General features: G+C 35.8%; 15 protein-coding genes. 13 read left to right on the top strand and 2 right to left on the bottom strand.

All coding sequences use genetic code 11. From position 1 onward, the window contains the following. Positions 1–589: 589 nt before the first annotated feature. From OC457_RS16820 to OC457_RS16790, 7 genes are all read left to right on the top strand, one after another. Positions 590–1,354, top strand: a complete 765-nt coding sequence (locus OC457_RS16820) for a TerC family protein (protein ID WP_080174577.1) — start codon at positions 590–592, stop codon at positions 1,352–1,354. A 491-nt stretch (positions 1,355–1,845) separates the two neighbouring features. Next, on the top strand, positions 1,846–2,238 hold the full coding sequence (locus OC457_RS16815) for a DUF2170 family protein (protein ID WP_080174576.1): 393 nt from the start codon (positions 1,846–1,848) through the stop codon (positions 2,236–2,238). A 3-nt stretch (positions 2,239–2,241) separates the two neighbouring features. Next, entirely contained in the window at positions 2,242–2,925 is a 684-nt protein-coding gene (locus tag OC457_RS16810; RefSeq protein WP_080174575.1) for a PspA/IM30 family protein, read from the top strand. Positions 2,926–2,993: 68 nt separating this feature from the next. Continuing rightward, a complete protein-coding gene (locus OC457_RS16805) occupies positions 2,994–3,620 on the top strand; it encodes a YjfK family protein (RefSeq protein WP_080174574.1) in 627 nt (208 codons plus the stop codon). Positions 3,621–3,637: 17 nt separating this feature from the next. Continuing rightward, positions 3,638–4,051 (top strand): DUF350 domain-containing protein, encoded by a 414-nt coding sequence (locus OC457_RS16800; RefSeq protein ID WP_080174573.1) that lies wholly within the window; start codon positions 3,638–3,640, stop codon positions 4,049–4,051. A gap of 19 nt (positions 4,052–4,070) precedes the next feature. After that, positions 4,071–4,682, top strand: a complete 612-nt coding sequence (locus OC457_RS16795) for a DUF1190 domain-containing protein (RefSeq protein WP_080174572.1) — start codon at positions 4,071–4,073, stop codon at positions 4,680–4,682. A gap of 31 nt (positions 4,683–4,713) precedes the next feature. Then, entirely contained in the window at positions 4,714–5,880 is a 1,167-nt protein-coding gene (locus tag OC457_RS16790) for a glutathionylspermidine synthase family protein (protein ID WP_080174571.1), read from the top strand. Between the two features lie 98 nt (positions 5,881–5,978). Here the strand turns inward: OC457_RS16790 and OC457_RS16785 are convergent, their stop codons facing one another. Further along, entirely contained in the window at positions 5,979–6,551 is a 573-nt protein-coding gene (locus OC457_RS16785; RefSeq protein WP_080174570.1) for a cytochrome b/b6 domain-containing protein, read from the bottom strand. Positions 6,552–6,759: 208 nt separating this feature from the next. Between OC457_RS16785 and OC457_RS16780 the strand changes: the two genes are divergently transcribed. The 5 genes from OC457_RS16780 to OC457_RS16760 all read left to right on the top strand — a co-directional run bounded on the left by OC457_RS16780 (position 6,760) and on the right by OC457_RS16760 (position 13,115). After that, entirely contained in the window at positions 6,760–8,589 is a 1,830-nt protein-coding gene (locus tag OC457_RS16780; RefSeq protein ID WP_080174569.1) for a hybrid-cluster NAD(P)-dependent oxidoreductase, read from the top strand. A 179-nt stretch (positions 8,590–8,768) separates the two neighbouring features. Next, the gene (locus OC457_RS16775) at positions 8,769–10,757 is read left to right on the top strand and encodes a bifunctional metallophosphatase/5'-nucleotidase (protein ID WP_080174568.1); all 1,989 of its coding nucleotides are present in this window, start codon (positions 8,769–8,771) and stop codon (positions 10,755–10,757) included. A gap of 484 nt (positions 10,758–11,241) precedes the next feature. Then, positions 11,242–11,451: a transcription antiterminator/RNA stability regulator CspE gene (gene cspE / locus OC457_RS16770; RefSeq protein WP_036792221.1), complete on the top strand. Its 210-nt coding sequence runs from the start codon at positions 11,242–11,244 to the stop codon at positions 11,449–11,451. A gap of 210 nt (positions 11,452–11,661) precedes the next feature. Further along, positions 11,662–12,339, top strand: a complete 678-nt coding sequence (locus OC457_RS16765; RefSeq protein WP_080174567.1) for an ABC transporter ATP-binding protein — start codon at positions 11,662–11,664, stop codon at positions 12,337–12,339. Beyond that, positions 12,336–13,115 carry an ABC transporter permease gene (locus OC457_RS16760; RefSeq protein WP_096777835.1) on the top strand — a complete coding sequence of 260 codons (780 nt, stop codon included), beginning with the start codon at positions 12,336–12,338 and terminating at the stop codon, positions 13,113–13,115. Before OC457_RS16765 ends, OC457_RS16760 begins: the two co-directional genes overlap by 4 nt. A gap of 66 nt (positions 13,116–13,181) precedes the next feature. On the opposite strand, the gene pdxY is transcribed toward OC457_RS16760, so the two are convergent. After that, positions 13,182–14,039: a pyridoxal kinase PdxY gene (gene pdxY, locus OC457_RS16755; protein ID WP_080174566.1), complete on the bottom strand. Its 858-nt coding sequence runs from the start codon at positions 14,037–14,039 to the stop codon at positions 13,182–13,184. 622 nt (positions 14,040–14,661) lie between these two features. Between pdxY and OC457_RS16750 the strand changes: the two genes are divergently transcribed. Beyond that, positions 14,662–14,862 (top strand): hypothetical protein, encoded by a 201-nt coding sequence (locus OC457_RS16750; RefSeq protein WP_080174565.1) that lies wholly within the window; start codon positions 14,662–14,664, stop codon positions 14,860–14,862. Positions 14,863–14,928 lie beyond the last annotated feature (66 nt).

The following is a 14,928-nucleotide window of genomic DNA, read 5'->3' as shown; positions in this document are numbered from 1 at the left end:
ATTGTCATATTTTAATGTATAGATTCTATATAAATTAATGCCGACACAGATAAAATTCATAGCAAACACAGGCCATGATTGTATTATCAATCCATATATAGCATATAAACTACAGCCCAATAAATTGACATATCTGAGTAATTTTATATTCTTCATTAATAATGATAAGATAATAAATGCTGATGCTATATATCCTAAAAATGTAACTTCCATAGAAACCTTTTAAATACTTTAAGCGGATATTTTTCTTAATTTATTAAGATGCATATAATATGAACCTTTATTGTAGATTATGCAATGTAGATAAAACTAAAAGACTTTTGCATATAATGCAAAAATAAAAGGTATAGGTATGTATAATTACTTATAGTTGGTATTCATTTTTAATATTAACTTATTAATAGCGGTTATATCGCAATGTAAGTTTTGGTACCGATAAACATTACATTTGGTTACATTTGATGGGTTTTCATTTTCTGTATTTACTGCTCAAATACAGCTTCATTCTTTATTGAGGTATCAAAACACATATGGACGACCCCTCGAGTTGTTCTTTAATTCCTGACTCCTTTTCTATGGAGTTTGTTCAATGCTAGAGTTATTTATTCAACCTGAAGCATTAATGATCTTTGCGACCCTATTTGCACTTGAAGTGGTATTAGGCGTCGACAATATCGTATTCATTTCTGTACTTTGTGAACGTCTACCTGTACATCAGCGTAAAATGGCACGTAATCTTGGTATCGCGTTAGCGGTTGCTGCACGTATCGGTTTAGTGTTCTCTATTAGCTGGGTGATGTCATTAACACAACCATTAGTGAATGTGTTGAGTTATGATTTTTCTGGACGTGATTTAATCATGATTGGTGGTGGTGCATTCTTATTAGCTAAAAGCTTAAAAGAATTATGGATGTGTTTCAGCCATGCTCATCAGCAACAAGCAAGCACAGTAAGAGCCGGTATTGCGTTAGTGTTATTGCAGATTGTTGCCGTTGATGCCGTCTTCTCAATGGACTCGGTGATCACTGCGGTTGGTTTAACCAGCGAAGTGCCGCTTATGGTTGCTGCTATTTTAGCCTCTGCTGTCATTATGGTGCTATGTGCTGAGAAAATTAACGATTATGTGATGCGTTATCCGGGATTAAAAACATTGGCGTTACTGTTCTTAGTTATGTTAGGCGGTATGTTGATGGCGGAAGGTTTTGCTATTCACTTGAACAAAGGATATGTGTATTTTGCTATGGCCTTTGGTTTAATTATTGAAACGTGTCATATTTTGCTTAAAAAACAGAATAAAAAAATAATTAGACGAGTATATCCTCAACCCTGTGGTTGGGCGGTAAAAGCTAAGTAAGCCTTAAATGAAAATAACCTAATACCGTTCATTTCAAATGGACGGTATTAGCGTTAATCGAACGTTATTTATATTAAATAAAGCAACAAAAAATAAAATCCCTCTTAATATCTTCATTTGTTAATATCTATATTTTAATCGATAAAAATCAGCCATCTAAAATTACTTAAATATCTACTTCATTAAGATAGATAAATTATCTGTGATTCTCATTTATAACGACATAAAAAGCTGTTAATAAGGGTGGGTTTGATGATTAAAACCTATAATTATTATGTTCAACTATTTTCATTTTAATTTGGTTGAAATAAATAATTCGGCAAAAGTCTAAAATTATGGGAATTGAGCGAGATAAAAAATTGAGTATGCCTTAGCTTATTAAAATATTATGCATTTGATTAAATAAAAACACTTGAATTATTTGCTTTCTAATACCATTTTATGTTGATGTATCAATATATTTTGATGATTAACTTAAAGGAAAAGCAAATATGTGGACTGTTGATCAATTAGTTGAAATTTTAAGTAAAAATGATCAGTGGAAAATCGAGCAAACAGATCAGACTATTATTATTCGTAATCAAGATGGTGTTTCAGCTTATTTAGCAATTGCAGGCGAGCAAATTTTAGTAGAAGCGCCTTTATTTCCAATGGCGATGGTTGCTGATATTGCTAAGCTGAATGACATGATTTTGCGTACTCATGAGATGTTTCCATTGACTAATATTTCAATTCATACCGTTGATGGTGATGATTATTATATCGCATTTGGTAGCTTGAGTAGCCAATCTAAGCAAGAGAGTATTGTTATTGAAGTGGCAACATTATTTGTGAATGTTGAAGGCTTCCTTGATATGTACCAATCATTATTAATCGAGGCATAATCGATGAGTGTATTTAAAAAATTGTTTAATTTAGTGCGTGGTTCGGTAAATAACGCAGCAGAATCTGTTGCTGATGCAAATGCCATTACGATTTTAAATGAAGAATTACGTCAAAGTAAAATTGAGTTGCGTAAATCAGACGAAGCACTGGTTTCAATTATCGCAAAGCGTAAGCTGTCACAACAGAAAGTGAATAGCTTTGATGCGAGTATTAATGAATATGAGAAACATGCTCGTACTGCAATGGAAAAAGGTCAGCAAGAGTTAGCACTTGAGTGTGCACAAAAGGTTGCAGAGTTACGCGGTCAGCAAGCGACTGAGCAAACTTATTGTGATGGATTCTTGAAATCTGAAACAACAATGAAAAGTAAAATCGCTCAAGCAAAAGAACGTTTACGTCAAATTGAGCAACAAGTTGATGTTGTTGCGGCACAAGAAAGTGTTATTAAAGCACAAAGTTCTGTGGCTGCTGCGAACGCGGGCAGTAACAGTAAAATGAGTACTGCACTAGATTCTTTAGACCGTATTAAAGCGCGTCAGGCAGAAGCTTCGGCTAAGTTTGAAGCGGCAGAAGAGTTAGAGTCTGAAGCATCATCATCGTCATTAGATAAAAAATTAGCTGAAGCTGGTATTTCAAAATCAGCATCATCAGCAGAAGATGAACTTGCGCGTATTTTGGGTAAATAACGTCATTTTTCGGCAGTCTTTTTTTATGCCTTTTATCTAGTGGTAAAAGGTATTTTTTGGTATTTGATATGTTTGATTTTTTTAAGAAAAAACCAGTAGAGAAAAAGTCTTTAATTCCAGAAGTGCTTGGATTGAGATTAGGTGGTGTTATTGAATTAGATGCGTTGAAAATGAAAATCATTGAACCTGATTTAACTATTTCTGGTGCTGCTAATACGCAATTAATTCAGGCTGTGGGTGTCGTACAGTTAGATAACGCAACGCGATTGATTCGTTATTATACTGATGATGATGCAATGATTCAGGTTTTAATTGTGGGGGATTCGGATGCGGATGTACAACAGTGCATGTTGTCATATTATTATTCAACAACGCCGATTGATACTGATACTCGGTGGAATGAATGGTTGGCTACGGGCGTTGTAAAATCACATTGGGATCTTGATGGCGTTAATTTTACCAAATTGTGGGAAAACGAATTACCTGTTGCGATGACAGAAACAACATGGACATCAGCAACGGAATATAGCCAAACAGATCAATTTGTTATGCTGTATAGTCGTGATGTAAATGCAGATTTATGTGAAGTGCTGATTGTGTCGGCAGAAGAACAGATAATTAATAATCGTGCTGAACATTGTTTGGTGTTAAGTACCGCGTTTGAGCTACAACCAAATGATTTTAAAGTTAATTAAATTACAAGGACAAGTAGATGTCGAATTTAATGGTGAGCTTATCAACCCTTGGTAATTTTGGGTTATATTTTGGAATTTCTTTAATTTTCTTGATCGCCTTTCGTTTTATTTTTCCATTAGCGACGCCGTATAAAGAATGGCAATTGATTAAAAGTGGCAATGTTGCCGCTGCGGTTGGTATGGGGGGATCGTTTATCGGTTATGCTCTTGCTGTTGGATCTGCAATTTCAAATAGTCAAAATGTAGTAGATTTTGCCGTTTGGGGTGTTGTGGCGCTGGTATCGCAAGTGATTGCCTTTTTGATTATTCGTATTATCTTTTTGCCAAAAATTAGCGAGCGTATTGAACGTGATGAAGTATCCGCTGGTGTTATTTTAGCATCTATTGCTATTGCTGTTGGTTTATTAAATGCAGCGTGTATGACGTATTAATGACCTTGAGGATTATATTATGAAACGTAGTAGTAATATTCATCGTAATCATATGCGCAAATCGAACCAATATCACAATTGGTCGTCGATCACGATGGTTGCTTTAGGTGCAACGGTAGCGCTAACAGGTTGTAATGACAACGAAACACACGCTCAAACTCAATATGATTCATTACAAGATTGTATTAATGCTGATAGTTCTAATCCTAAACAGGTGGAGATGTGTGCAACTGCTTATCAACAAGCGGTAGATGCTGCACCAAAATTTAATTCAGAAAGTGAGTGTCAGTCTTCTGGTACGGATAATTGTCGTCAAATACAAGCGAGTAACAATACCAGTTATTGGGTTCCAGCCCTTGCTGGTTTTATTGTTGGACGAATGATGGACAACGGTCGTCATTATTCATCTCAACCTATTTATTATCCCTCATCAAGACGAACCGCCGATATGGATCAGTGGAACCGTAATCAAAATAATCGCTATAAAGAATCGACATCTCAGAGCTATAACAATAAATATAAAAACGAAAAACCAGCGGTTAGTCGTACAATGTCTCGCGGTGGTTTTGGTTCTAAAGCAAGTGCAAGATCAAGTTGGGGCGGCAGTCGTAGCGGTGGTTGGGGCGGTTAATTTTTAGGCTTTAATAGGTATAAAATAGATCATGTTACGAATTCCAGTAAAAGAGCGTTCAGATTGGCGTATAACAGCCAATGAGTTTGGCTTTCGATTTCACACCTTTGATGGCGAAGAATATTGGACTGAACGGTATTACTATCAATTTTCTTTAAAGCAAATAGAACGCGATCTTGAAAATCCAACTGAAGAACTTAATCAAATGTGTCTTGCAGTGGTGAATGATGTTGTAAACAGTGATGTGTTAATGGAAAAATTTGCGATCCCTCTGGCTAGTTGGGATCTGATACGGAAGAGTTGGCATAATAAAGAACCTTCGTTGTATGGGCGGTTTGATTTTAGCTATGACGGTAAAAATCCAGCTAAATTGCTTGAAGCTAATTTTGATACCCCAACATCGGCGTATGAGTGTGGTTTTTGGCAATGGATTTGGTTAGAAGATAATGTAAAGTTAGATCACATTTCACGTAGTGCAGATCAATTTAATTCATTCCAAGAAAAGTTTATTGCTCGTCTAGCAGTATTAGCAAAAAAAGCGAAAACAAAAGTATTATATTTTGCATGTAGCCTTGAGGGAGGTGAAGAAGATTATGGAACGGTCACCTATTTTGCTGATTGTGCTCGTGTCGCAGGGTTAACACCTAAAATTATTTATATTGAAGATATTGGTGTTGATGGTGAAGGGAACTTTACTGATTTAAATGATCATGTAATTCAATGGCTTTTTAAGTTATACCCCTATGAAATTCTATTTCGAGAGGATTTTTCTAAATATTTAGATAATGGTACTTTATATTTAGAACCACCGTGGAAAGCTATTATCTCAAATAAAGCTATTTTGCCGTTATTATGGGAAAAATATCCTCACCACCCTAATTTATTACCTGCTTATTTTTCAGATAAAAAGCATTTGCTCGATGATAAAAAAGGGATTGTTAAAAAGCCTATTTTTTCACGTGAAGGCGCTAATATTAAAATAGAAAAGAATGGCAACGTTATTGCGGAGTCTGATGGTTTCTATGGTGAAGAAGGATATATTTATCAGGAATTTCATTCATTACCAAAATTTGGAGAGGATTATACTGTTATTGGCAGTTGGGTTATTGGCGATAAAGCGGCAGGGCTTTCTATTCGAGAAGATAATACTTTAATTACAAAGGATTCCTCGCGTTTTATTCCGCATATTATTTTATGAGATAGATAAAGAACCTAGGTATAAATACTTTTATTATTGAAAGTCGATAAAACATAGGTTCTTTTATTAGTTCAATGAGATTAACAACGCATTGATGATTAACTAAAGCGTTTACGTTCCACAAAGAAATGCAGTAATGCCATGCCGCCATGACCAATCAAATAAGCTTCAATTAGCCCAGTTAATGATTTATGTATCTCACGCACTTCATTGGCATAAGGAGAGTGGTTTAGCCATAAGACTAACCAAACCAATGCTGCTGTTTCAATTAAAATTAATGCACCAATACCTAACCCTTGAATAATATTACCTAAACCTTTTTCACGTGGCTCAGGTAATTTCCCTTTCATGATCTGCTTTATATCGTCTTTTAAAATAGCATTATCACCGAAAAGATAAGGGAAAAACTGTCTAAATGATTGTTTAGTTAGCATAAAAATAATCATGCCAATTGTTGCAAGCACCGTCAGTGATCCTAAAATAATATGCACCCACAAGAAAAGAGTATTAAATGCCCCCGCTTTTACTGCACCAGCATGCGTCATATGTACTAGATTACTGTTTAATATTTGGAGAATAATTAATCCAGCAAGTGTGGTATGTAGATGACGTAATCCTACATTAGGAAAATAATGAACAATATAGCGCCAGAATGAACGTAAGATAGGCATGGCATCTCCAATTTATTATACTATGAGTATGAATTATGCAAAAATTCTTATAAATCTAGCATAAGCCATAAATATTTATACGTAATAATTTACTATTATATCGAAAAATAACTACCCATTAATAATGATAGAGGCTGTTTATTTGGTTGTGATCATTAAATAATCACAGTAGGTTTTATTAAGATGATTTTTATATAGGGAGATTTCAGTGAGCCTATCATCCGTTGTACCGACATTATCACAGATACACGTTTATCCAGTAAAATCGATAGCGGCACTCACGCAATCTCAAGCTTGGGTTGAAAAACAAGGGCTAGCATTTGATCGTCGTTTTATGGTTGCTAATGTCGACGGTGTAATGATCACGGCACGTAAATATCCGCAAATGGTAAAAATTACTGCAACACTGATGACGACAGGTTTAGTGCTGCAATACCCAAATAAAACCGATTTAGTTTTACAGTATGCTGATTTTGCAATGACTGATGCATCAGCGACGGTGTGGAATGATAGCTTTAGTGCTTATACAACGACGAGGATTGCGAATCAGTGGTTCAGCGATATTATTGGCGATTCGGTACAGTTACTTTTTTGTGGTCAACAATCAAATCGAGTACGTTCGAAAATAGGCCATAATGTTAGTTTTGCTGATGGTTATCCGCTATTGATTATCAGTGAAGCGTCATTAGCAGCGTTAAATGAACGTAGCAGTGATAATCATACCATGGCACAATTTCGAACCAATTTAGTGGTGTCTAATACTGAGGCTTTTGCAGAAGATGGCTGGAAACGGATCCGTATTGGTGAGGTTGAATTTGAAGCCGTTAAGCCTTGTGCCCGCTGTATTCTTACAACTGTTGATCCTCTTACCGGTAATTTTAATGCGTTAAAAGAGCCATTAAAAACCATGGCAACGTTTCGTGCAGATGCGACAGGTGATGTCTTTTTTGGACAAAACTTAGTGGCCTTAAATGAAGGCATGATTCGTGTTGGGGATGTGATTGAAGTTTTAGAAGCGAAACCAAAACAAGTTTATGTTGATAAGAATGAAACTAAATTATTACTGACCTGTGTTGAGCGTGAAGATATAGCGACTGACTTTACAACGTTTTGGTTTGAGGCTCATCAACAATTACCCTTACCAAGTTATTTACCGGGGCAGCATTTGCCGTTACAACTTGAGATTAATGGTGAGTTTGTTACTCGTTACTATACATTATCTTCAAGTCCCTCTCGGTCGGGACGTTATGCTATTTCAGTAAAACGGATTAATGATGGTCGAATATCTAACTGGTTGCATCAGTATTTTCAGGTTGGCGATGTACTTATTGCTGATAAACCGAGTGGTGATTTTCACTTAGGATTTCATACTGATAAATTATTATTATTATCGGCAGGAAGCGGTATTACGCCGATGTTATCTATGCTGCGCTATTTATCGGATAACAATAATATTCGTGATGTTGTATTTTATCATCAGTGCAGTACTGAATCTGATATTCCTTCTGCGCAAGAATTACAGCAACTTGAAAATAAACATCCCTCTCTTGATTTACGGATTGTGCTTAGCCAGCCACGACGAGATTGGCAAGGTGAATCTGGACGATTAAGCCTGAGTCATTTAGCGATGATCAGCGATTTAGATCAACGCCAAGTGTTTGTGTGTGGTCCCAATGCCTTTATGGATACGGCTAAAAAATTATTATTTAAAATGGGCGTGTCTCCTACGCGCTATCATCAAGAAACGTTTGGACCTTTGCGTGCCTCATCGGTGAAAAAACAAGCCCTCACGCTTAATATTAATGATTATATTTTTAGTGGTAATAATCAGCAAACACTATTAGAACAAGCAGAAACAGCAGGGCTTGTACTTAATTATAGTTGCCGTGCAGGTTTTTGTGGTGCATGTAAAGTAACTTTAACCTCAGGACAGGTTGAACAACCTAATGTACCTGCGTTATCACTACAAGAAAGGCTGCAGGGTAAGATATTAGCGTGTTGTTGTGTTCCTAAAACCGATCTTCAAGTCAGAAAGTAAATTTTTATCGATAATAAAGTGTTGATTTAAACGGCTTCTGTAATAAGAAGCCGTTTTTGCAATAATTAAAAACAAAAAAGTCATTTAAAAGAACAATATTTTGATACTCGCTACTGAAAAGGTATTTGATGTGGAGTATGCTTGCGGCGCAAACGATTACAATTAAGTAAGGATTACGTATGTTCAATAAGCCACTCATCGCATTATCTATCACTTTAGCTCTTTCTGGATGCGCAACCCCACCTGTTGTTCAGCACCAACCATTCTCACTGACGGTTGCTCATATTAATGATACCCATTCTAATTTTGATCCAGTGAAGTCAAGTTTTAAAGCTGATGGTACACGTGTTTATAATGAATTTGGTGGCTATCCTCGCCTACAGACGATGGCGAAGGAATATAAAAACGAAGCTAAGCAAGAAGATCAAAGTTTACTGTTTTTACATGGTGGCGATGCATGGCAAGGCAGTGCATATTTTAAGCTAAACCATGGTGCAATGAATGCTGATATGCTCAGTAAAATGGGCTTAGATGCAATGGCATTGGGTAATCATGAATTCGATCTAAATAATAAAAAACTTAATGCTTTTATTAGTAGCGTTAATTTCCCTATTTTAGCGGCTAATGTTGATACCAGCCAAGATGCCGATCTGAAAAATCAAACCAATTTGCGTCCTTACCAAGTTTTTGCTTTTGATGGTAATAACAAAACCGTTGTTAACGATATTAATCACTTACCAAAAGATAAAAATATTGTTGCTGTATTTGGTTTAGCACTTGATAACATGCCAAATATTGCACCTAATACGGGTGATGTTCAATTTAATGACATGGTGAAAACGGCTCAAGCGACGGTAGATATGCTACAAAGCAAAGGGATTGATAATATTATTGCTTTAACCCATATCGGTAACGCAGTTGATTTAGATGTTGCATCGAAAGTAAATGGTATTGATTTAATTGTTGGTGGCCATTCACATACATTATTAGGTGACTTTACTGATTTAGGGTTAAACAATAATGGTATATATGCTCAGATGGTGAAGAACCCTGACGGTAAATCTGAAACTTGTGTTGTTCAAGCGGGAGAGTATGCACAAGCGATTGGTCGAGTAAATGTCAACTTTGATGCTAAGGGTGATGTGATCCAATGTGCAGGGCATAATACATTGCTAAGTAATGATGAATTTTATCATCATGCAGATCGAAGTAAAAATGATAAATTTAGTCCGGTAGAAACGACACGCGTAGAACAATTTATTGATAATCATGAAAAAATCACCATAGCTGATGAAGATGTTTTATTACGTCAGCGTATTGATAGCAAATATAAACCTGCTGTTGATAAAGCGTATGGCAACACGATTGCTCAAGTACCTTTAGAAATTAAACATGAACGTCGCCCTGGTGATCGCGGTAGTGATAAACATGGTTCAGACGTTGCGCCATTGATTGCTGAAGGACAATATTACTGGGCAAATGAGCCTCAGGTACAAAAAATTACTGGCATGAAAGTGGATTTCGCTTTGATCGGTGCAGGGGGTATTCGTACTAATATCGAAGCTGGGCAATATCGTGAAGGTAACGTATCTTTAGAGCTATTACCGTTTTCTAATTTTATGTCTGTTGTTCCAGTGAAAGGTTCAGTGATTAAACAACTATTAGAACAAACGGTTACAGCGACGCTTCCTGAAGGCTCTCATGCTGGTAAATTCCCATATGGCGGCCATATTCGTTATAGCTTTACAGAAACAGTGCCACATAAAGCCGGTAAGCTGAGTAATGTTGAGGTGATGACTGGTACTGAACAGCATCCTGTTTGGACACCAATTAAAGATAACAAAACTTACAATGTTGCGGTTAACAATTATAACGCAACCGGAAATGATGGTTGGACACCATTATATCAAGCACAGATGAAGCATTCTGGACGTGTAGACCTTGCTTATATTGATGGCAAACTTACTGGATTTAAAGTTAAGAATATTGAGAAAGTAGGCGATAAATACCAAGTCATCTACCAAGGTGCAACGCCAAATTGTAAAGCAGCTAATACAGTATGTAATACTGATGCGCAAGCATTTATTGATTATGTTGGGCAAACCCGTAACCAATTAGTGCCATTAACATATTCAGTAGTGACATTAGATCGTATGACAACAAAATAATATTGATTTAATTTAAGAGTAGGCAGCATGTTATTTAAGACATGTTGCCTTTTTTTATATATTTTTTAGCTCAAAATACAGCCAATACAAATCTATTCATATTTCTTCATCAATATCACTGTCGTTGTTTATAATAAATTACGCATTAAAAGTGTTTATTTTCAATGGCTTATGTTGTTGTTTTGTTATATTGATTGGATTTTTTTAGAAAGGGTAGATTGAATTAACGATGATAAATGTTTTTTTGTTTGTAGATCGTTAAAAGTTAAAAAAAAGGCTATACAATTTGATTAATTTCATTAGTATAGAGCTCGGCCTGTAATTCAGACCTATTTATATGTAACATTATGTTTTAGAAAACTTTCTTTGTAACGCTTTACCAGTGTCATGAAGCTTTCCACTCATAAGCTATAACATAAATAATTCTTTTTCTGGCTATATTGCGCAATTTTGCGAATTATTTAATAAAATATTGGAGACAGTCATGTCTAAATCAACTGGTATCGTTAAGTGGTTTAACGAAGAGAAAGGTTTCGGTTTTATCACTCAAGATAACGGTGGCGCTGACGTATTCGTTCACTTCCGTGCTATCACTGGCGAAGGTTTCAAAACTTTAGCTGAAGGTCAGAAGGTTTCTTTTGACGTTGAACAAGGTCAGAAAGGTCCTCAAGCTGCAAACGTTGAAGCTGCTTAATTCGCACTTACGTTGAAAGTTTGTAAAATGCCGACATTATGTCGGTATTTTTTTATTTGTATTTTACGCATCAAATGTAATTCTCCCATCTATATTATTGATACTGCCTTGTATCGATCTGATTCATAGCGATTATTAAATTAAACTATTTGAGTAAATTTTTATTTTTTATACACTTATCATCTTCAATCGTTATTGGTGTTAATTGCCATGATAAATTCATCTTCAAAACCGTCCGCTATATTCTGCGATACTTTACGCTTTTTTCAATTACGATCAGGTTTTGAAAATGTACAAGTAGAGCCATTAACGGTTGATTTATTACCTGGGCAGCATTTAGCGTTATCAGGTGCATCTGGCTGTGGAAAAAGTAGCTTATTACAAGTTATTGCCGGACTTAAAGCGCCACAAAAAGGCTCTTTTAATTATCAGCAACAAGTTATAGATAGTGGATCATTACCATTTTGGCGTCAACAACTATGCTATTTACCTCAGCAACCTATAATGGGTGCTGATACGGTATTAGATGTTTTGTTATTACCTTGGTATATGAAAGCGATTCGATCCCCTCATACTAAACCTACAATACAACATTGCTTACAAGCATTAGCTGATGCTGGATTAGTCGTCGAACTTGATAAAAATGTTGCGTTATTATCTGGTGGCGAAAAACAACGACTAGCGATTGCACGAGCAGTGTTGATGCAACGTTCGGTGTGGTTAATGGATGAGCCTACGTCAGCATTAGATCCTGTGGCAAGAGATAAGATTATTTCATTAGTGAAAGCATTACATGTTATTTGTATTTCAGTTTCTCATGATCCAGTATGGCTCGCGACAGCCAATCAGGTCCACAATATGGATATAACATCAGGAATAGACCAATGACCGTAGGCATTAATCATACTATCGATTTGCATTGGTCAGCTATGGCGGGTTTTTATCTGTTACTACTGATTCCATTAATTCTATTTCAGCGGTGGCAGTTAGGGTTAAGTCGCACGTTGATCATGTCTGTATTGCGCATGACGTTACAGTTATCTGTGGTCGGTATTTATTTACATACATTATTTGGTTGGCAAAACCTGAGTCTTAACGTGGTTTGGTTAACCGTTATGGCTCTTTTCGCCAGTTATACTATTTGTAAGCGTTCTGATGTTAATCTATTTCGAGTGATACCAGCGGTTATTTGCGGACAAGTTATTGCATTATCAGTGGCATTGCCAGCGGTTTTAGCGGGAGTTATTCAAGTTTCACCGTGGTGGCAAGCACAATATATGATCCCTATTGCAGGGATGTTATTAGGTAATAGTTTAACAGCGAATGTGTTGGCATTATCGCGTTGGGGAAGTTTACTGAAAGATAATCATCAAGAATATCAATATTATCTAACAATGGGAGCTCCTGATCCCGCTCAACCTTTTATTCGTACTGCTTTTAAGGCTGCATTAGCACCGCAATTAGCTTCGATGGCAACACTTGGTATTGTAAGCTTACCGGGCATGATGACAGGACAAATTTTAGGTGGGGCAATGCCATTAGTTGCTGTTAAATATCAGTTAGTGATTATGGTAGCGATATTTGTATCCGGTGTGCTTTCTGTTGCAACAACACTGACACTTGTAAAACGTCGTTCATTTGATGCTTATGGCAATGTATTGTAATTTAAAGAGTAAAAACAAAAAAGCAGCGTTCTAAGCTGCTTTTTTATAATGAGGTGAGGCTGCCGTTTATTTGATTTCTGAAATTGGGAAAATTTCAGTTGGTGCGACAATTTCATCTTGAGCTGCGATTGTTTGTAGCTCCCATTCACCACGGCGGTGGGTTTCTTTTAATACGGCATAACACGCATTATGAGCATGTTCAAACGCTTGTTCTGCTGACCAACCTTTCAATAAACCAGCAGTAAATAAAGAAGAAATTAAATCACCCACGCCGACAGGCTGGTTATCAAATGCTAGATGTGGACGTTGTGCTAGGTAGCAGCCGTCTTTTGTCGCTAGCATCATTGAGAATTTATTCGCAGATAAACTATGCAGATGTTTTACTAACACCATTTTAGGACCAAGTGTTAATGCATGCTGACAAGCTTTAACTGCATCTTCTAATGTATTGATTGTCATGCCAACAAACTGGCTTAACTCAAATTGATTAGGAACGATAACATCAGCCAGTGGCATTACATCATTAATAAGGTGCTCAGAGATACCATCTGCGACGATACAACCTTTTTCAGGATCGCCCATTACAGGATCACAAATATAAATAGCATCAGGATTTTGTTGTTTAACAAGTTTTACCGTATCAATAATGGCTAAACATTGATCAGCACTACCTTGGTATCCGGTAAGAACTGCTTCACAGTTTTTAAGCTGATCAATGTTGTTGATGCCTTTAACAAGATCAATCAAATCTGATGCTGGAAAAGCTTTACCAGTCCAACCTTGTTTGTATTGAGTATGGTTAGAAAACTGTACGGTATGTAATGGCCAAACTTCAAATCCCATACGTTGAAGAGGGAATACAGCAGAACTGTTACCTGCGTGACCATAAACAACATGTGACTGTATTGATAGAATACCTTTCATTGAGGTTCCTTATAACTATCGTATATATAGGTACACTTTACATGTGCTGATATCAGAAACCTAGTCATTTTATATCGTAATTATTCCTTGCAAAAATGTAGACTACTTATTGTTCGATAAATAATGATAAGTGTGTTGTTTTTGAGTTAAAGAGGAAAAGAATTTAATTGAAATATGTTTTATTACTTTTTTGTTTATTTTTTAAGCGTTAATTGTGTTTTTATGTATTTTTTTAAATGTGATTTTTATTTTTATAATCATGATGTTATGTTTTTGTTCAGTGGTTATCCACAAATTATTATCTATTTTAATAAAAAAAATATTTACACCATCAAAAATAGACGTTAATGTTCGATTCGTCTGTTACTCAGACCTAATGTGTTTTAAATAAACCACAATGTCATTTCTAATCATTGTTATCCGTTTATGTTGCAAACGTAGTAGCAGTGCCAAGCTATAAGAAGGGTGATCTTATAGTCAAGAAGTAGTAGGTCAATGAGTAAAGCTCTATACCAAGATAAAATAAATTATTTGGTATAAAACTATTTAAACTCAAATTGATAGCCTCAAATATATATGCTAACTATAAAAGCAATATTTGGGCGTAAAGGAAATATAAACTATGACTTCACAAACAGGTATTATTCGTAGCTTCAACCCAGTTGAAAAAATTGGTTTAATTACTAGCGATCTTGGTGGCGATATTCGTTTTGATGCGTCTCAAGTATGCAGTCATTCACAACCTTCATCTGGTAGTATGGTTGAATTTACATTAGATGATTCAAGTAATAAGCTAAAAGCGGTTAAAATCCGTTTTATTTAAATAATGAGTTGAATGTTTATTAGAAATATAAGTATTCATCCATAATTAAATAAGAAATCCCGGCCT

It is taken from the genome of Photobacterium toruni, assembly GCF_024529955.1.
Taxonomy (GTDB): domain Bacteria; phylum Pseudomonadota; class Gammaproteobacteria; order Enterobacterales; family Vibrionaceae; genus Photobacterium; species Photobacterium toruni.
This window is presented reverse-complemented; position numbering and strand designations above follow the sequence as displayed.